16 protein-coding genes are annotated in these 17641 nt (G+C 59.6%); 9 read left to right on the top strand and 7 right to left on the bottom strand.

From position 1 onward, the window contains the following. Nucleotides 1–6: 6 nt before the first annotated feature. The gene (locus IEY47_RS17805; protein ID WP_188985172.1) at nt 7–1188 is read right to left on the bottom strand and encodes an MFS transporter; all 1182 of its coding nucleotides are present in this window, start codon (nt 1186–1188) and stop codon (nt 7–9) included. Nucleotides 1189–1281: 93 nt separating this feature from the next. Between IEY47_RS17805 and IEY47_RS17800 the strand changes: the two genes are divergently transcribed. The 3 genes from IEY47_RS17800 to katG all read left to right on the top strand — a co-directional run bounded on the left by IEY47_RS17800 (nt 1282) and on the right by katG (nt 5116). Further along, entirely contained in the window at nt 1282–1824 is a 543-nt protein-coding gene (locus IEY47_RS17800; protein ID WP_188985170.1) for a TetR/AcrR family transcriptional regulator, read from the top strand. A gap of 100 nt (nt 1825–1924) precedes the next feature. Next, on the top strand, nt 1925–2668 hold the full coding sequence (locus tag IEY47_RS17795; RefSeq protein ID WP_188985168.1) for a class I SAM-dependent DNA methyltransferase: 744 nt from the start codon (nt 1925–1927) through the stop codon (nt 2666–2668). A 216-nt stretch (nt 2669–2884) separates the two neighbouring features. Then, nucleotides 2885–5116 carry a catalase/peroxidase HPI gene (katG, locus tag IEY47_RS17790; RefSeq protein WP_188985166.1) on the top strand — a complete coding sequence of 744 codons (2232 nt, stop codon included), beginning with the start codon at nt 2885–2887 and terminating at the stop codon, nt 5114–5116. A 54-nt stretch (nt 5117–5170) separates the two neighbouring features. On the opposite strand, the gene IEY47_RS17785 is transcribed toward katG, so the two are convergent. Then, on the bottom strand, nt 5171–6409 hold the full coding sequence (locus IEY47_RS17785) for a styrene monooxygenase/indole monooxygenase family protein (protein ID WP_188985164.1): 1239 nt from the start codon (nt 6407–6409) through the stop codon (nt 5171–5173). A 468-nt stretch (nt 6410–6877) separates the two neighbouring features. On the opposite strand from IEY47_RS17785, the gene pmrG reads away from it, so the two are divergent. Beyond that, on the top strand, nt 6878–7606 hold the full coding sequence (gene pmrG / locus IEY47_RS17780; RefSeq protein ID WP_188985162.1) for a lipopolysaccharide core heptose(II)-phosphate phosphatase PmrG: 729 nt from the start codon (nt 6878–6880) through the stop codon (nt 7604–7606). Between the two features lie 45 nt (nt 7607–7651). Here the strand turns inward: pmrG and IEY47_RS17775 are convergent, their stop codons facing one another. Both IEY47_RS17775 and IEY47_RS17770 read right to left on the bottom strand, forming a co-directional pair. After that, the gene (locus IEY47_RS17775) at nt 7652–8770 is read right to left on the bottom strand and encodes a hypothetical protein (protein WP_188985160.1); all 1119 of its coding nucleotides are present in this window, start codon (nt 8768–8770) and stop codon (nt 7652–7654) included. A 209-nt stretch (nt 8771–8979) separates the two neighbouring features. Next, nucleotides 8980–9888, bottom strand: a complete 909-nt coding sequence (locus IEY47_RS17770) for a LysR substrate-binding domain-containing protein (RefSeq protein ID WP_188985158.1) — start codon at nt 9886–9888, stop codon at nt 8980–8982. Nucleotides 9889–10019: 131 nt separating this feature from the next. Here IEY47_RS17770 and IEY47_RS17765 point away from each other — a divergent pair, with 131 nt between their 5' ends. Next, nucleotides 10020–10622, top strand: coding sequence for an FMN-dependent NADH-azoreductase (locus tag IEY47_RS17765; RefSeq protein WP_188985156.1), 603 nt, complete (start codon nt 10020–10022; stop codon nt 10620–10622). A 126-nt stretch (nt 10623–10748) separates the two neighbouring features. On the opposite strand, the gene IEY47_RS17760 is transcribed toward IEY47_RS17765, so the two are convergent. Then, nucleotides 10749–12443, bottom strand: coding sequence for a thiamine pyrophosphate-binding protein (locus tag IEY47_RS17760; protein ID WP_188985154.1), 1695 nt, complete (start codon nt 12441–12443; stop codon nt 10749–10751). Between the two features lie 253 nt (nt 12444–12696). Between IEY47_RS17760 and IEY47_RS17755 the strand changes: the two genes are divergently transcribed. After that, nucleotides 12697–12867 carry a hypothetical protein gene (locus tag IEY47_RS17755; protein ID WP_188985152.1) on the top strand — a complete coding sequence of 57 codons (171 nt, stop codon included), beginning with the start codon at nt 12697–12699 and terminating at the stop codon, nt 12865–12867. A 91-nt stretch (nt 12868–12958) separates the two neighbouring features. Here IEY47_RS17755 and IEY47_RS17750 read toward each other — a convergent pair whose 3' ends face one another. Further along, nucleotides 12959–13846: a dihydrodipicolinate synthase family protein gene (locus tag IEY47_RS17750; RefSeq protein ID WP_188985150.1), complete on the bottom strand. Its 888-nt coding sequence runs from the start codon at nt 13844–13846 to the stop codon at nt 12959–12961. Between the two features lie 28 nt (nt 13847–13874). After that, nucleotides 13875–14657, bottom strand: a complete 783-nt coding sequence (locus IEY47_RS17745) for an aldolase (RefSeq protein ID WP_188985148.1) — start codon at nt 14655–14657, stop codon at nt 13875–13877. Between the two features lie 142 nt (nt 14658–14799). On the opposite strand from IEY47_RS17745, the gene IEY47_RS17740 reads away from it, so the two are divergent. The 3 genes from IEY47_RS17740 (at nt 14800) to IEY47_RS17730 (ending at nt 17490) form a co-directional block, all read left to right on the top strand. Continuing rightward, on the top strand, nt 14800–15345 hold the full coding sequence (locus IEY47_RS17740) for a helix-turn-helix domain-containing protein (protein WP_188985146.1): 546 nt from the start codon (nt 14800–14802) through the stop codon (nt 15343–15345). Nucleotides 15346–15385: 40 nt separating this feature from the next. Beyond that, nucleotides 15386–16303: a LysR family transcriptional regulator gene (locus IEY47_RS17735; RefSeq protein ID WP_188985144.1), complete on the top strand. Its 918-nt coding sequence runs from the start codon at nt 15386–15388 to the stop codon at nt 16301–16303. Between the two features lie 137 nt (nt 16304–16440). After that, the gene (locus IEY47_RS17730; RefSeq protein ID WP_188985142.1) at nt 16441–17490 is read left to right on the top strand and encodes an NAD(P)-dependent alcohol dehydrogenase; all 1050 of its coding nucleotides are present in this window, start codon (nt 16441–16443) and stop codon (nt 17488–17490) included. Nucleotides 17491–17641: the final 151 nt, after the last annotated feature.

The following is a 17641-nucleotide window of genomic DNA, read 5'->3' as shown; positions in this document are numbered from 1 at the left end:
GAAGATTTAGCGGCTTGCCTGGGGGGCGGATTCCAGGCGGCCCATTCGGGCGAGGGCAAACAGGCAGAGAATGACGATCGCTGCGCCGTAGCCGTCGGTTGTCGCAATCACCCCAAGCTCCCGAGCGACGAACCCCGCTGCCAGTGCGGGCACGCAGAACGCCAGATAGCTCAGCGTATAAAAGGACGCGAGCAACCCCGCGCGTTCGTGCAAATCGGCGAGGGGCATCACGGTGCGCACCGCCCCCAGAAAACCTGCACCGAAACCAACACCTGCGGTCAGGGTACCCAGCACGATGATCTCGGGACGCGAGAGGTGCATGCCTGATAGAAAAACCAGCAGCCCGCCCAGCAGGAAGCGTGTACCAAGACGCAGAGTCCAGAGGGGAGGGGCTTCACGCAGACAATAAATCGCGGTAGCGCCCGGTAGTGTCAATGCGGCCACCAATACGCCGCCTAACAGCATCGAGCCATTGCCCGTCGCGTCGCGCATGACGGTTGGCGCCAGCGACAACGTGAAGCCACCCATCGCCCAAACGGAGGTGTTGACGGGCAGTACCTGCCACAGCGCGCTGCGGGCCTGGCACGGTATGGACAATTGCGGACGTAACGACGCGAGCGCGCCGGGCTCACGAGAAACCGTTTCTCCCACCCAGACCAGTGACACGGCTTGCAGCACGAATACGCCAAGCAGTACGGCGTACACCAAATGCAGCGGTTGCGGCGCGTATTGCGCTAATAGCCCGGAGCCAAGCGCACCGCATGCCATGCCCAACAACGGCGAAAGACTATTGAGCAGGGGGCCACGCTCGCGGTCGGTGTCGATGAGCGCCGCACCGATCACACTGGTTGCGACACCCGTCGCCACACCTTGCAGCAGACGCGCGGCGATCAAAAGAGGCACGTCATCGGCCCATAGGAAAAGCCCCATGCTCAACGCCTCCAGCACCAACGCAAGCGCCAGCACGGGGCGCCTTCCGACGTGATCGGATAGTCGGCCCGTCGTCAGCAAGGCCGCCAGTAAGCCGAAGGCATAAACGGCGAACACCACCGTCAAAATTGCGGAAGAGAAATGCCATTCCTGTTGGTACAGGCGGTAGAGCGGTGTAGGCGCGCTGGATGCTGCAAGAAACGCCAGCAGAACGCTCGCGAGATAAGTCAAGCGAAGTCGCGGCGTGAAATTGAGCATGGCAAAAATCCTTAAAGCAAATATGTCGCGTTAGCGGGGCAGTCTGTTCCTCTTCTACCACTAACGCAAATTCTTTGTGTTAACGTCGCCGCCATGGCCATCAAAACGTCCCTTCGCCCCGGCGGTCGCAGCGCCCGCGTTCAAGATTCTGTCCATCAAGCCACCCGCGCGTTGCTGGCGGAGCTGGGGCGAGATGCGATCAGCTTGCCATTGATCGCGTCCCGAGCCGGCGTCACGCCGTCCACGCTCTATCGCCGATGGGGCGATCTATCGAGCCTGTTGGCCGACGTCAGCCTGGCGCGCATGCACCCTGATGCGGACCCGGTCGATACCGGCAGCCTGCGGGGCGATTTGCTTACCTGGAGCGAGCAGTACTTCGATGAAATCAACTCGGTGCCAGGCCGCGCGATGCTGCGTGATGCGGTGGCGAGCGACTGCACGAATCGCTGTTTGACCATTCTCCTGGGGCAATTGCAGACGATCCTCGAACGTGCGGCTTCGCGGGGTGAGGCGACGCCCAGCGCTGAGCATCTGGTCGATCGGGTGATCGCTCCTGGAGTTTTCCGGATCCTGTTTGGCGAGGGCGCGCCTGGCGAGCACGAAGTGAACGCGTGGATGGATCAGGCGCTGGGCTGAAGCGCCGGACGTGTCGGCAGCTGTAGTCGCCACTACTTTCCCTGCGCGTGTAGGACTATGATGCGCGCCCTCGACACCGCTGCTGGAAACCTAGGTCGTCATGTCAGGCAATGCCCTCTACACCGACCTGTCGGGTTATTACGATCTGATGTGCGCGGACATCGATTACCACGCTCAGAGCCATGCGGTGCAGCGACTGCAGCGATTATTCGGCAACGGTGGCTTCAGGCATCTCGATCTGGCCTGCGGCACGGGCCCACATGTTCGCCATTTCCTTGATGCGGGTTATCAGAGCAGCGGGCTGGACATCAATCAGCCTATGCTCGACCAGGCACGCGTTCGTTGCCCCGAAGCGGAGTTCATCCTGCAGGACATGTGTCATTTTTCGGTCGAGCAGCCTGTCGACCTCATTTCCTGCTTTCTGTACTCCATCCATTACGCCGCCAGTGTCGAACGGTTGAAACGCTGCATCGGCAAGGCCCATGACGCCTTGGCGCAAGACGGGCTCTTTTGCTTCAACGCGGTTGATAAAGGCCGGATCGACAGCGGGGCGTCCGTCAGTCACAGCGCCGAGCATGCGGATGCTTCGTTCAGATTCACGTCGGGATGGTCCTACCCGGGGCATGGCGAACGGCAGTGGTTGAAGCTGCGTATCCAACGATCGTCCACGGACGTGCATCAGGAATGGGCCGATGAGCACCCCATGGTGGCGGTCACGTTCGCGGAATTGAAAGCGCTGCTGGACCCCTATTTCGAGGTGCAGCTGTTCGAGCATGATTACCAACGAATCCTTCCTTGGGATGGCGCTAGCGGTAACGCGCTATTCGTGTGCGTGAAACGCTGAGCGTCTAAATAAAGATTCGCCCGCGTCCGGCGGAACCCTTTACCGACAATATGCCGATTACCCACGTAGAGCGCGCTGTTCTTTACGCGGTTTTTTGGGCGCCACCAGCCGTTTGGACGGCGCGGCGCTACCCCGTTGTCGAGCCTTGACCTCGGTGCTAAGTTTTCTGAGCGTCGCTCGACGGCGCTCGACAATTAGCCTTGTGAGGATAAGAACATGAACGCCGAATCTGGTGACAAAACCACTGGCGGCTGCCCGTTCGGTCACGGCGCAGGCGCATCCCGTGGACGCCCGGTCAACCGTGACTGGTGGCCTGAAGCACTGAGTCTTACATCACTTAACCAACACTCACCCCGGTCTAATCCGTACGGTGGGGACTTCAACTACGCGGCGGAATTCGAAAAACTCGATCTCGATGCCGTCATCGCCGACCTCCATGCGCTAATGACAGATTCCCAAGACTGGTGGCCTGCGGACTTCGGCCATTACGGTGGCCTGTTCATTCGTTTGGCCTGGCACAGCGCTGGTACCTATCGCATCACAGATGGCCGAGGTGGCGCTGGCGGCGGTCAACAACGCTTCGCGCCTTTGAATAGCTGGCCAGACAACGCTTCCCTGGATAAAGCACGGCGGCTTCTGTGGCCGATCAAACAGAAATATGGCCGCCAGTTGTCCTGGGCCGACTTGTTCGTGCTTACCGGCAACGTGGCCCTGGAATCCATGGGCTTCAAGACGTTCGGTTTCGCCGGCGGACGTGCGGATACCTGGGAGCCCGAAGAATTGTTTTGGGGCCCCGAAGGGACCTGGCTGGGTGATGAGCGCTACAGCGGCGAACGCCAGCTCCACCCTGGATTGGGCGCCGTGCAGATGGGCTTGATTTACGTGAACCCGGAAGGGCCGAACGGCAATCCAGATCCCAAGGCTTCCGCAGTCGATATCCGGGAGACGTTCGCGCGGATGGCGATGAACGATTACGAAACCGTGGCGCTGATTGCCGGCGGCCATACTTTCGGTAAAACCCACGGCGCGGGTGATCCATCGCTCATGGGGCCCGAGCCGGAAGGCGCGGTGATCGAGGACCAAGGATTGGGCTGGCGCAGCAAGTTCCAGAGCGGTATTGGCGCCGACGCCATCACGTCCGGGCTCGAGGTTATCTGGAGCCAAACGCCGACGAAATGGTCGAATAATTACTTCGAAAACCTCTTCAATTTCGAGTGGGAGTTGACCAAGAGCCCGGCAGGCGCTCATCAGTGGGTGGCGAAGGACGCCGGCGAGATCATTCCGGACCCGTTCGACCCGAGCAAGAAACGCCGACCGACCATGCTGACATCGGACCTGGCGCTGCGTTTCGATCCGATCTACGAGAAGATTTCACGCCAATTTCTGGAGAACCCCGATGAGCTCGCGGATGCCTTCGCGCGCGCCTGGTTCAAACTGACGCACCGTGACATGGGCCCTGTCGGTCGTTATCTGGGGCCTCTAGTGCCGACAGAAACGTTGATCTGGCAGGACCCCATTCCAGTATGCGATCACCCTGTAGTCGACGACGCGGACATTGCCGGCCTCAAGCAGAAGGTGCTGAGCACGGGATTCTCCGTTTCGGACTTGGTGTCGGTCGCCTGGGCATCGGCGGCCACCTACCGCGGTTCCGACAAGCGCGGTGGCGCCAATGGGGCGCGGATTCGTTTCGCGCCGCAGAAGGATTGGGAGATCAACAAGCCGGCGCTGGTGGGCGAGGTGCTGGAGAAACTGACCGCCATCCAGCAAGACTTCAACGGCTCGGCCAGCGGTGGCAAGCAGGTGTCCATGGCTGACTTGATCGTGTTGGCCGGATGCGCCGCGATCGAAAAAGCCGCGGCTGATGGTGGGGTCAAGGTCACCGTTCCGTTCACGCCGGGCCGTATGGACGCGGAGGAAGAGTGGACCGATGTGCAGTCGTTCGAAGCACTGCGGCCGTTGGCGGATGGTTTTCGCAATTACTATCACGAAGCCCACTTCATGGCGCCCGAAGAAGCACTCGTCGACAAAGCGCATCTGCTGCGTATTAGCGCACCCGAGATGACGGTGCTGGTCGGTGGCATGCGTGTATTGGGGACCAACGCGGACGGCGGCTCTGAGGGCGTCTTCACCCATCGCGTCGGTACGCTGTCGAACGACTTCTTCGTGAATCTGCTGGATATGAAAACCGAGTGGAATGCGACCGAGCACAAGAATCGCTTTCAGGGTGTCGACCGTGCCACACGCCAGCCGACCTGGACGGCAACACGTGTGGACTTGATCTTCGGTTCTCAATCCGAACTGCGGGCGCAGGCCGAGGTGTACGGCATGGCCGATGGCAATGAAAAGTTCGTGCATGACTTCGTCGCCGCGTGGGAAAAAGTCATGAACGCGGACCGGCTCGACATCGGCAAACCGGAAGATATTTTCAGCCAGAAACTGTCTGCGTAACGGTACGGCGGCGTCCTTCGGGACGCCGTCACGGCTCGCTTATCGAACCTATCTTCAGACTGCGCGGCTCAGGTGCTTGTGCATGAAGCTCTGGCACACCTCGGCATCGAACCACCATGGCGCGAAGCGTCTAGGATCATCGAACGCATTCACGATATGCGCAGCGATGCCTGGCGCGTGCGTGGCCGTCCCGAGAACGTCGAGAACATGCGGCGGAAGCGGGGTGAGCAAGCTGTTGGTCCAGTTCACCACGTGCCTTGCGTAGTCCCAATATTGCGCAAACGTTTCTTGCATCCAGTCCGGCGTGAATGTCGCGGCACCTCGCGCGAGAATTGCGTCCAGGTAGACCTTGCTGCACTTGGCTGCGCTATTTGAACCTTGTCCAGTAATAGGGTCGTTCACCACCACCGCATCGGCCATGCCCAGCACCAAGCGCCCGGAAGGCAAACGCAGTACCGGCTGGCGCACCGTAGGCGTGAAGCGTCCAGCAAGTACGCCACCGGCGTCCGTAAGCTCTACGTCACGGCAGCGTTCGGCTTCCCACGGGACGAAGCGACGCACGATATCCAGGCTACGTTCCAGGTGTTGCTCCGGCGATGTGATGTCCTGCCAGCAATCCATAGGCCCACCGGGAACGCCTTCGAAGACCATGATTTCGCAGGGGCCGCTCAGGGTCAGGGCTGGAAACACGAAATATTCGCCGACGCCGGGAATGAGGTTGAACGCGACCTGAGGGTAGGGCGATCGCGGCGTCATGCCCTTTACGTAAGTGAGGGCCAAAGCCCGTTGTGGCTGCGAGAAAACCGTGCGCTTCGCGTCACGTTCAAACAATCCAACGACGTCGCCTTTCCCGGCAGCGAGCACGGTCAGGTCATGGCTGCCTGCCAGGCGTTCCAGCTCGGGCAGGCCAATCCGGTCGATCATCAATTCACCACCTCGGCGCTCGAATGCCTGCATCCAGGCCGGCATCTTCAAGCGTTGGTCCACCGCCTGAGCGTAGCGATCCAGGCGCGCGCTCCAATGGAACGCAGGTTCTTTTGGATGGCCGGGGTTCGGCACCGCAAGACCGATGCCTTCCACGACGGGACAAGCGTCCTCCCAGAAATTCAGGCCCAGGTCTCGTTCGATCTGAAGTGCGGTGTGGAACATGCACTGGCTGGACATGACCTTGCCATCGCGAACCTGTTCCGCGGTGCGATCCGTGACGAGCGTGACGCGATAGCCGTGGGTGAGCAGCCCGAGGGCTAATTGCAGGCCGGCCTGGCCGGCGCCAACGATGGCAATACGACGCATGGCGTACTCCAAGAATCCCGCCCGCGCAGGGTCAGGAAAGGGTTGATCTAGTGTTCGAAGGCTGATCGTTCCGTGCCTGAGTTTCAGGACGGATGAAAATCGCGCATTCGTCGACGTTCAGCGAATACGCATGCTGGTGTGCTAGTCGACCGAGCCTATGGGTGCTGCATGGCCCATCGATCGACCGCCACGGTGCAGTTATTGGTCGATAACCGGCGAAGCGTTCCGGCCTGCTCATGCAGGCCGGGCAGTGAAGGGTTGGCCGTAGGAAAGTGGCGATACCGGAGCGCTAGTGGCACGGTGCAATCGTTTGTCTATTTTTCGTGAAGATTCGCAAGTTCGTCATGCGTAGCCAATAGACTTACGTGCTGATGCCGGTGGCGCACCGGGAACGAGGGTCCGTTTGGAACGCGTTCGTTGCGCTTGCAGCCGCACACATCTCTACGTAACCGACGATAGGTAATCCGAATGTCGCTGTTTAGCCCGGCACAGCAGTGGTGGCGCGCGCTCACCGCTACCCAGCGCAAATGTGGCTTGAGTCTCGTTGTTGCAGGCTCGCTGCTTGCTTCGGCGGGTGCCGTGCTGCTGCAACCGCCCGAGATCGAAGACCTGTCCGATGAAAACCGGCATGAATTGCCGAAGCTGAAGGCCCTGTGGAAGCAGGGTAATGTGGTAGTCCTCGTGCGCCACCTCGAGCGGTGCGACAAAGAAGACTATCCCTGCCTGGAGGGCACGGATGGTATCACCGCAAGATCGGTACCCGCAGGGCAGTCGCTCGCCGAAAGTTTCAGTCGTCTGGGCCTGAGCACCACGGACATCTACAACAGCCCGCTGACCCGAACCGCCCAGACCGAAAAGATCGTTTTCAACGACACCGGTGTGGATCAGGACTGGCTCTATCAATGCCGCGAGACGATGCTCAGCGATGCCATTGCGCGTAAGAAGCCTGGCAAGAACCTTGTGCTGGTGACCCACAGTAGTTGCATTTCAGAGTTCGAAGAGGCGCTGGGTTACGACAGTGAAACGCCCGAATACGGCGCTTCTTTGTTCTTCTCAACCGTAGACGAGCCGGGCTCATTGGGCGTTCTGGGTTTCCTTGATGTTGAAGACTGGACCAATGCACTTGGATCGCCGACCCCCGAAGTCGCAAGCCGGTCGACCCGTATTCATGCCGCGAGCCAACCGGTCCAGCCGTAGGTGTGATCCTATGGACGGCAGGATGCGTGGATCACTCCGTCCCTGTTAGCGCTGGAAGATTACCGAGCGGTTGCCCATACCGGTTTGCTCGATGCTCGCCGTGCCGCCGCTGTTGATCACCTGTTGATCCAACGACGCGTAGTTCGCGTTACCGACCTGATTGATGACACCGCTATCACCGTCCGATTCATAGCTGGTTTGCGAGACGCTGATGATGTTATCAGCGCCGTTTTGCAGCAGGTCCAGCGAGTTGTTATCACCGCCCTGGATAATGTCGACCCGGTTGTAGTCGCCGGACGATTGCCCGGTGATACGTCCGCCGCGTATGTTTTCCTCATATCCGACCGCCGATGATCCGTACTGATAGACCATCAATTCGTTGCCGTTTCCGGTTTGCGTGAAATCGAACGACCCGTTGGTTGTGTACAGGGTTAGGTCAGCAATATTGCTCGACCCATTTTGCATCAACGATGCCGTGCTGCCGCCGTAATAGCTAGGGTCCGTCTGGATCACATCAGCACGATTACTTTCGCCGGTTTGACTTATCGAGCCGCTGAGACGCCCATACGTGCTTTGCGAAGAGACAACGGTATTGAATTGACCGTACTGGTCGACTTGCCCAGACGCATTACCGTATTGGCCCACGGTCGCTTGATTACCCGTGCCGTCCTGATTCGCTTGGAGGCTGTTCAGAAACACGGCCTGTTCCAGCGTCAGGGCGTTTGCGTGCCCGAGTTGGTTGAGGGTGGCGTTGTTGTAGTCGGTATCAAGCTGATTTACGGTCGCGGTGTTATCTGTGCCGATTTGGTTGATCGTGGCCTCGGCCCAGTCCATGGTTCGCTGGGCAATGTTTTGAACGTTGCGTTCACCTTCCTGATACGAGTGTACCCAGAGACCGAAGCCCTCCTGATTCGTGTTCAGGGTGTTCGCATTACCCAGTTGCGTAGCCTCGACAATAAGGTTGTAGCCAACTTGTTGGATCGCGACTTTATTGATGTCACCCGTTTGTACGACGTTCGCCGAGACGTATGGTCCGCCTTGCTGGTCTATCTGGGCGGAATTATCGTTCCCGTTTTGTTCGGTGGTCGCTTCAAAGGCCCACTCTTGCGCGTGAGCGGTCAAGGCAAAAGATAGGGTGGCGGCGAGGAGGCTGCGAGCGAACATGTCCTGAATCCTTGGAGATGTGTGGGACCCGGATTGTTGAGCGGTTGCCGGCAACGGCAAATAGATCAACCGGCTACATATCCAGCGGAGCGGGATTAATCCTCATACCGGCAGTCGGAACAGACGCCCGGCGCTTTTGTAGGCGCGGCCTTGCCCGCGATGCCGTTAAAACCTATTGCCGATAAACCATGCCATCGCAGCCGTATCCATCAAACCGGGCCGGGCAATCCATTGCGAAAGTGCTCGCTAAGGTGCTCGATCCAGGCGCGCACCGCGGGCAGCATGCCGCGCCGATGAGGATAGACGGCTTGCAGATAGCCACCGGGCAATGACCAGTCTGGCAAGAGCTGCTGCAACCGACCGTCCGCCAACTCCTGCTCGCAGTACATCAGCGGCAGCGTCGTATAGCCAAGGCCGGCCAACGCCGCATGCTTGCGCGTGCCGAAGTCGTCGATGCCGAGCCGCGCCTCCAGTACCAATTCTCGCTTGGCGCCGGTGTTGTCCAGCATGCACAAATGAACCTTGCGGTCGAGTTCCAGCGCGCCGAGTAACGGCACCCCGATCAGCGATTCCGGGGTGTCGATGCGGCGATCGCGCAAAAAGCCGGCTGTCGCAACGAGCACACCCTGAGCATGGTGCAAACGACGAGTGATCAGGGCCGGGTCTTCGTCGCCCGGTTCGCGTACGCGCAGCGCGACGTCGATGCCTTCGTTGACCAGATCGACACGCCGGTTGACCAGCAGCATCTCCAACTGCACCAGCGGGTATTTCTGCAGAAAACTGGAAATGATCTCTGGGAGATAATTGTGTGCAAGGCCGGTAGGCGACGACACGCGTAGCGGTCCGCGAGGCTCGCTTGACATGCTGGCCACCGCTTCGTCGGCCATCTCCGCCTCTGCCAACATTGCCTGGCAATGCCGCAGGTAGCGTTCACCGATTGCCGTCAATGAAAGCGTGCGCGTGGTGCGCTGCAACAGGCGGGCGCCAAGCCGCTCTTCCAGCTCGGCCAGACGTCGCGACAATCGTGATTTCGGGATGCCGAGCACACGCCCTGCGGCTGAAAAACTGCCGGACTCGACCACCTTGGCAAAGTAGAAAAGATCGTTCAGATCCTGCATGACATTCGCTCTTCGTCCTATGGGTGGGACGAACTATCACATTTTGCAGGGCTAATCGGCCATTGGTTTGTTCGATAGGATGATCCGCACCTACCGACCCAAATCTACTTTCAACCAATTGGAGACATCCCATGAACATTCTGCATATCGATTCCAGCATCCTGGGTGGCTATTCCGCTTCTCGTCCGCTGACACAAAAAGTCGTTGCTGCTTTGAAAGCCGCTAATGGTGACGCTGAAGTGAGCTATCACGATCTGGCAGATGACAGCCTGGGCCACTTCTCTGCCGCAAGCCTCTCCGCAGGTCGTACCGCTGAAGAAGCGCGGGATGACGAACAGCGATTGGAGGCCGCGCGCAACGCCAAGGCGTTGGAGGAGTTTCTCGCTGCCGACGTCGTGGTCATCGGAGCCCCGATGTACAACTTCACCATCCCGACGCAACTGAAGGCATGGATCGACCGCATCACCGTCGCCGGTACTACGTTCCGTTACACCGAAGCGGGTCCGGAAGGCCTCTGCAAGGGCAAGAAGGCGGTCATCGTGTCGACGGCAGGCGGCATCCACGCCGGCCAGCCCACGGGCATCGCTCATGAGGATTACCTCAAGCTGTTGCTGGGCTTCCTTGGCATCACCGATGTGCAGGTCATTCGCGCACAGGGGCTGGCCTATGGCGATGACGCTAAAGAAGCCGCGTTGCAGGATGCTGACAAGCAGATTCGCGCGCAGTACGCGTAACGTCGGCCTCGCGCTGGCCTTATCGGTAAGCGGCCACCCTTCGCCAAAAAGAACGCCCAGGCATGATCAGCCTGGGCGTTTCGCTTCGTGACGAGAGGGGATACGCGGTATTGGTCCGCGCTCGCGCTAACGGGTAATAGGAAGATCGATCAGGTTCGGTCGGCCCGATCGGATCCCGTCCTGCACAGCGCCGTAGATGTCGGCAGCGCGTTCCACGCGCCGCGCTGCTACGCCATAGGTCTTCGCCAACGCAACGAAGTCGATTCGTGGATCGACAATGTCCATGCCAATGAAGTGCTCGGCCTTGGCGCTGCGATAGTGCGATTGCGCACGAATGTTGTTCTTCAGAATGTTGTACTCGCCATTGTTCATGACGACGAACGTCACCGGAAGCCCCATATGAGCGGCCGTCCAAAGCGCTTGAGGTGAGTACATCGCCGAGCCATCGCCTACGAGGCAAACCACCGGGCGACGCTCAAGGCCAAGCGACATTCCAACGGCTGCTGGCATCGCCCAGCCAAGAATGCCGCTGCGCGTGAAGGTGTACTGCCTGGACGAAGAAGAGTCCAGGCAATCGCGAACATGGATGATCGTGGCCGGTGCCTCATCGACGATAGGTATGTCTCCGCCGACCGCCCGTAGGGTTTCGTACGCTGCCACCAATGGGGACGTTTCAGGCGCATCGAATTGATCTGCGGCACGCGCGGAAACATCCGATCGCAGGGCGTCGCGTAGTTGCTGCGCGCGTACCTTCAAGGTCTCGATTGCGTCCGCGCGCGGCGCGCACTTTTCCGCCAGGATCGGAAGGAGTGTTTGCAGGGACAAGCGCACGTCGCCGACCCATCCAAACGTACCGTCATAGAAGCGACCGAGCTGATGCGCGTTGCTCGTCAGCTGGATGACGCGACGCCCCGCGGGAATGGGTAACCCATCGGAGTACTGATAGCTCACCAGCGAGTGCCCGCCCAGCAGTAGGACAGCGTCGAAGGGTTCGAGAATGTCCCGAATCGCGGCCGCTTTGGGCGGCAAAATCCCGCGCCATTGTGGATGCGCGGTGGGAAACGCCGTGCGGCCCAGGGAAGAGCCGCCTAGGACCGAAGCCCCCAGCAACTCGACGAGCGCGACGGATTCGCTACCGGCGTTCGTCGCGCCGACTTCTTCGCCAATCACCACGGCAAGTCGGCCCGGTTCGATGTTCGCCAACACCTCGGCGAGTTCGCCGAGATTGCTGGCGATGGGGGTGCGGTCGATTCGCGATGGTGTGCCAACGTCAACGTCGGTGTGACGCTCCATCGTATCGATGGGCAACGACAGGAACACGGGGCCAGTCGGTTGCGTTTGGCAGTCCTGGAGTGCCCGACGCAGCAGCATGGGAATGTGCTCCGGATGGCGGATTTCCTCGACCCATTTCACATTCGGACGCGCCATTGAAACGAGGTCGCCATATAGCAAGGGATCGGTAACGGTGTGCCGCGAATCTTGCTGGCCTGCCGTAATGATGAGAGGCGTGTTCGCAATTTGTGCACTGACGATCGCGGCAATGCCATTGCCTAGACCCCCGGACGTGTGGAGGTTCACGAACCCCGGCTTTCCCGACGCTTGCGCGTACCCGTCCGCCATGGCGACGACAGACGCTTCTTGCAGACCAAGCACGTACTCGATGTCCGGCGCCGCGGTCAGCGCATTCATCAGTGGAAGTTCGGTCGTGCCGGGGTTACCGAATATGTAATGGACCTGCTCGCTGCGCAGCACGTCCAAGAACAGATCTGCGCCGCGGCGCTTTTCGGTTGAAGAGGAGGCTGGCTTCGAAGGTGCGGCCATGCTCGAGCTCCTGTCTGAGGCTATTGATACACACAAGGCGAGGAAGGTTATCCGGCATGATCCTGCGACGAGGATTGATCATAGTCGCCGAGGTATCGAGGTCGCGGTGCATTGCCCTGTCTGTGGATCGCTGCTTCTTAACGGTTCCAAATGACGGGCAGGCACGCGTCATTCGGACTGGCGGCGCCCATCGAAAGCAACGGCGAAAGGTCAAAACCGTACGAGCCACTCAGGGCTCGATGCGAGGTGAGAGATGGCTGGCGAAGACGAAGTGCTCGAGACCGAACAAGACAGCGAGTTGGACACTCCTGAGACCGATGTACCCACAGACGGCGATGCGGGAGAGGCTGCGCCGGATGAAGCGGAAGTGACCGAAGAGGACATGGAAATGTTCGAGGACGACCCGAACATTCCTACGGAGTGATCACTTGAAAGCCCTGCGATTGCGTGACGCTGCTTGCAACCGCGGGGCCTTCTGTTTCAGCCATCGTGACGTCCGCGCGCGGACGACTGGATCAACGCAACGCCGCCAACAGGTCTTTCAGCGTGCGCTGCGCTTCCTCCTCCAGCGGGAAGACCGGTAGCCGGGGATCGCCTACCTCTAGACCGGTGCTGCGCAGACCCGCCTTGATGGTCGCGGGCAAGCCACCTTTCAGCATGAAGTCCAACAGCGGCAATTGGCGGTAGAACAGGTCGCGTGCCTGCGCGATATCCTTGTTCAGCACCGCTTGATAGAGATCCAGATTCAATTGCGGAATCAGGTTCGGCGCTGCTGTACACCAGCCTTTGGCCCCTGCCACGAACGCTTCCAGCGCTAGGGGGTTGCAGCCGTTGTAGAACGGCACCAGGCCTTCGCCCAACACGTGGAGCTTGTGCATACGCTGAATGTCGCCGGTGCTTTCCTTGACCATGGTCACGTTTTCCACTCCTTTGACGATGCGCAGAATCAGGTCGACCGACATGTCCGTGCCGCTCGTGGCCGGGTTGTTGTAGAGCATGATCGGGACGCCGACGCTCTCGCCAATGGCGCGATAGTGGGCGTAGATCTCGTCTTCCGTGAGCTTCCAGTAAGACGCCGGCAGCACCATCACGACATCGGCGCCGTGGCGTTCGGCGAAGCGTGCCCGGCGCACGGCCTTAGCGGTCGTCAGGTCCGAGACGCTGACGATGGTCGGGACCCGGCGGTTCACCTGTTTGATGCTGAATTCTGCAACTTGGTCCCATTCGGCATCGCTCAGGTAGGCACCTTCGCCTGTGCTGCCCAAGGGCGCGATGGCATGGACGCCACTTTCAATCAGGCGATCGATGGAGCGGCCCAGCGCGTCCAGATCAAGGTCCTGACCCTTGGCCGAGAAGGGCGTAATGGTGTAACCGATGATGCCGTGGATCGTTGAAGTCGACATGAGATGCCTCCGATAAGGGTGGGGTAGATCAATTCAGGCAATCGGCGTGGTGACGCAGATTTTGCCGGGCGTAATAGTTGAATGCGGCGGCATGGCGCTTTGGCTTGCCGACCCAGTCGTGCGCTTCACGGCCCAGTTCCGGGCGGATCGGTTTGATGGCGCCCGCCGACATCGCCAGTAACTGCAGCTTTGCCGCGCGCTCGATCAACTGCGCCAGGACACAGGCTTCCTCGATGGTCGCGCCCGTGGAAAGCTGGCCGTGGTGGGAAAGCAGAATGGTGCGCTTGTCGCCAAGCGCACCGGCGATCAGCTCGCCTTCCTCGTTGCCCACCGGGATGCCCGGCCAGCTCCCCAAGAACGCGCAGTCGTCGTAGAGCGGGCAGAGGTCCATGTGGGAAACTTCAAGCGGCACCTCCAGCATCGACAGTGCCGCGACGTGTGTCGGGTGAGTGTGGATGATGCAGTTCACATCGGGACGTGCACGGTAGACCCAGCTGTGAAAACGGTTGGCCGGATTGGCCATGCCGTGCCCTTCGAGCACCTCGAGGTCCTCGTTGACCAGCAGCAGATTGCTCGCGGTGATCTCATCGAAACCCAAGCCGAGTTGCTGCGTGTAGTAAGTGCCTGGCGCTGGGCCTCGGGCGGTGATCTGCCCGGCGAGCCCCGAGTCATGCCCGTTTTCGAACAGAATCCGGCAGGTGAGCGCCAGCTTTTGTCGATCAGTCCACGTATTATCCGCCAACGTATTTTGCATCTGGGTCAGTGCCTGCTTGACCAGTTGCTCTTTGGGTATCGCTAATGTCGTTGCCACTCGAATGTCCTCCAAATCCTGGATTTGCCGGGCGTCGTGCATTCACCAACAGCGGCTGACAAATGACACAAATAATCCTATATGACACAATGTGTCATTAGCAAGGACAATTCGCCGTAGTCTTGCGAAAAGAAGCTTAATAATGTCTATCCGATTGAAATTACTCAGAAAAAAACTAGGAGTAACCCTTGAGCAATTGGCGGACACGTCTGGCCTGACCAAGAGCTATATCTCCAAAGTCGAACGAGGCCTGAGTACGCCTTCCGTTGCGGCCGCGCTGAAACTAGCGAAGGCACTGAATGTAAAGGTCGAAGAACTGTTCACGGAAGAGAAGGCTGATGTCGACAGCTACAGTCTGGTACGGGTAAGTGAGCGCCAATCGCTGACGACCGATCATCAAGACTCCGGTTACGCCGTGCTCGCTCACCAGGCGAGCCAGCGCGACCTGCTGCCTTTCATCATCTATCCCCCCAAGGAATTCATCGACCGGGCCTTCAAGGAGCACACCGGAGAGGAGTTTCTCTTCGTCCATGAAGGCCAGGTGGAAGTGGACTTCATGAGCGAAAGGGTCCTGCTGAGCCGTGGTGATGCGCTCCATTTCAATGCACAGAAGCCGCACCGTTTGCGCTCCGTGGGCGAGGCGCAGGCTCAATTGCTTGTGGTCGTGCGCAGTGCCGACGAAGATTGAAAAAGATGGCGCGGACAGATCGGGGCACTGGGATTCATAAATGACAGACACTGCTCCACTTCGCGGCTCGTTCAACGGGCTAATCGCCTTTTTCGCAGTCGCGCGCGAGAAAAGCTTCACGCGAGCCGGCGCCCATCTGGGCATTTCGCAAACGGCCGTCAGCCATTCCGTACGCGCGCTGGAAAAGCGACTCGGCGTTCAGTTGCTCGTCCGCAATTCACGTACGGTTTCGCCAACAGCGGCGGGCGAGCGTCTCTTGCGTTCGGTCGTACCATCGCTCGAGGAAATCGACGCGGAACTGGAGGCGCTTTCGGAGCTTCGTGAAAGCCCGACAGGTACCTTGCGCATCACGGCATCCGATCATGCGATCCGTGAAGTGCTGGCCCCCAAGCTGAAGAGATTCTTGCCTCGATACCCTGGCATCAAGGTCGAATTGTTCGGAGATAGCAAACTCACCGATATCGCGGCAGACCAGTTCGACGCGGGGGTACGTCTTGGTGAGTCTGTCGCCCAGGACATGATCGCCGTGCGCATCGGCCCTGACGTCCGTTTTGCCGTCGTCGCGACCAAGCGTTACTTCGCCGAGCATCCGATCCCAACGACGCCGGAAGAATTGACCGGGCACAACTGCATCAACATCCGCCTTTCGACTTATGGCGGCTTGTGGCCCTGGGAGTTCGAGAAGGACCAGCAAACGGTCAATGTACGCGTCGACGGGCAGCTGACGTACAACAGCATCTATGACTGTCGCGATGCGGCGGTCGCAGGGCTCGGCGTTGCCTATGTGCCGCAGGAGTTGGCGCTGCCGTACGTGAACAGCGGGCATCTGATCAGCGTGCTAGAGGACTGGTGTCCGCCGTGGGACGGGTACCACCTTTACTACCCCAGCCGCAGACAGGCCTCCGGGGCGATGTCGCTTCTTATCGCCGCGCTTCGTTATGAAGAACCGGTTTCTTGAATAATGCCATACCCTGAGATTGATCAATCCTGTTCATAGCCCCTTACGCTTTATCCCTCTTTTTAATAATGGGTCGACTCCTTAGTTTGGAAACGTAGTGCCTTTACAGGCGTTTTCCGTTGTAACAGGAGTACCGCATGACCGTTAAAGCGTATGGCGCCCACGCAGGCGACAAACCACTTGAGTCCATCGACATCATCCGCCGCCCGGTTGGGGCTCACGATATTCAAATCGACATCGCATTTTGCGGTATCTGCCACTCCGATCTGCATCAGGTTCGGGGCGAATGGGCCGGTACGCAGTTCCCATGTGTGCCTGGCCACGAGATCGTCGGCCGCGTCGTTGCCGTCGGTGCGCATGTGACCGAACACCGTGCCGGTGATCTGGTTGGCGTAGGGTGCATTGTCGATAGCTGCAAGCACTGTGGGGACTGCGATGACGGCCTCGAGAATTACTGTGACGGCATGATCGGCACCTACAACTTCCCGACACCGGATGCGCCCGGCTGGACCATGGGCGGCTATTCGCAGCAGATCGTCGTTCACGAACGCTATGTGCTGCGTGTCCGTCATCCCGAAGATCAACTCGCTGCCGTGGCGCCTTTGCTATGCGCGGGGATCACGACCTATTCCCCGCTGCGGCATTGGCAAGCCGGCCCAGGCAAAAAAGTAGGCATCGTCGGAATTGGCGGTCTAGGGCATATGGGCGTCAAACTGGCCCATGCCATGGGAGCCCATGTGGTGGCGTTCACCACCTCCGAATCCAAGCGGGCAGACGCGAAGGCATTGGGAGCCGACGAGGTCGTGGTGTCGCGCAATGCCGAAGAAATGGAAGAGCATGCGAGCAGCTTCGATCTGATCATCAATACCGTCGCCGCGCCGCACAACCTGGACGCCTACCTGGCGCTGTTGAAGCGTGATGGCGCGCTAACGTTGGTGGGTGCGCCGGCTACCCCGCATCCTTCCCCCGAAGTGTTCAGCTTGATCTTCAAGCGTCGCACGCTGGCGGGCTCGATGATCGGCGGTATTTCAGAGACGCAGGAGATGCTGGATTTCTGCGCCGAGCACGGCATTGTTGCGGACATCGAGCTGATCCGGGCCGATGAGATCAACGCGTCCTACGAGCGCATGCTCGAAGGCGATGTGAAGTATCGGTTCGTCATCGATAACGCGACGCTGGCAAGCTGACTCCCAGGCCGTTACTGGCGCGGTAAACGCTGCGCTAAAAGCGCCATCAGAGGCCTGCATTCGCGGGCCTCATTCAGATTGAATCGCTCTTCGTCACGCCACCGTGTTTGCTGTGCCGATCAGCTTTCATCCCGTCATCGCTGGCACTTCA

This window comes from Pseudomonas matsuisoli (assembly GCF_014647635.1).
Lineage (GTDB): Bacteria > Pseudomonadota > Gammaproteobacteria > Pseudomonadales > Pseudomonadaceae > Pseudomonas_P > Pseudomonas_P matsuisoli.
Note: the sequence above shows the minus strand (reverse complement) of the source record. Positions and strands in the feature narration are given on the sequence as shown.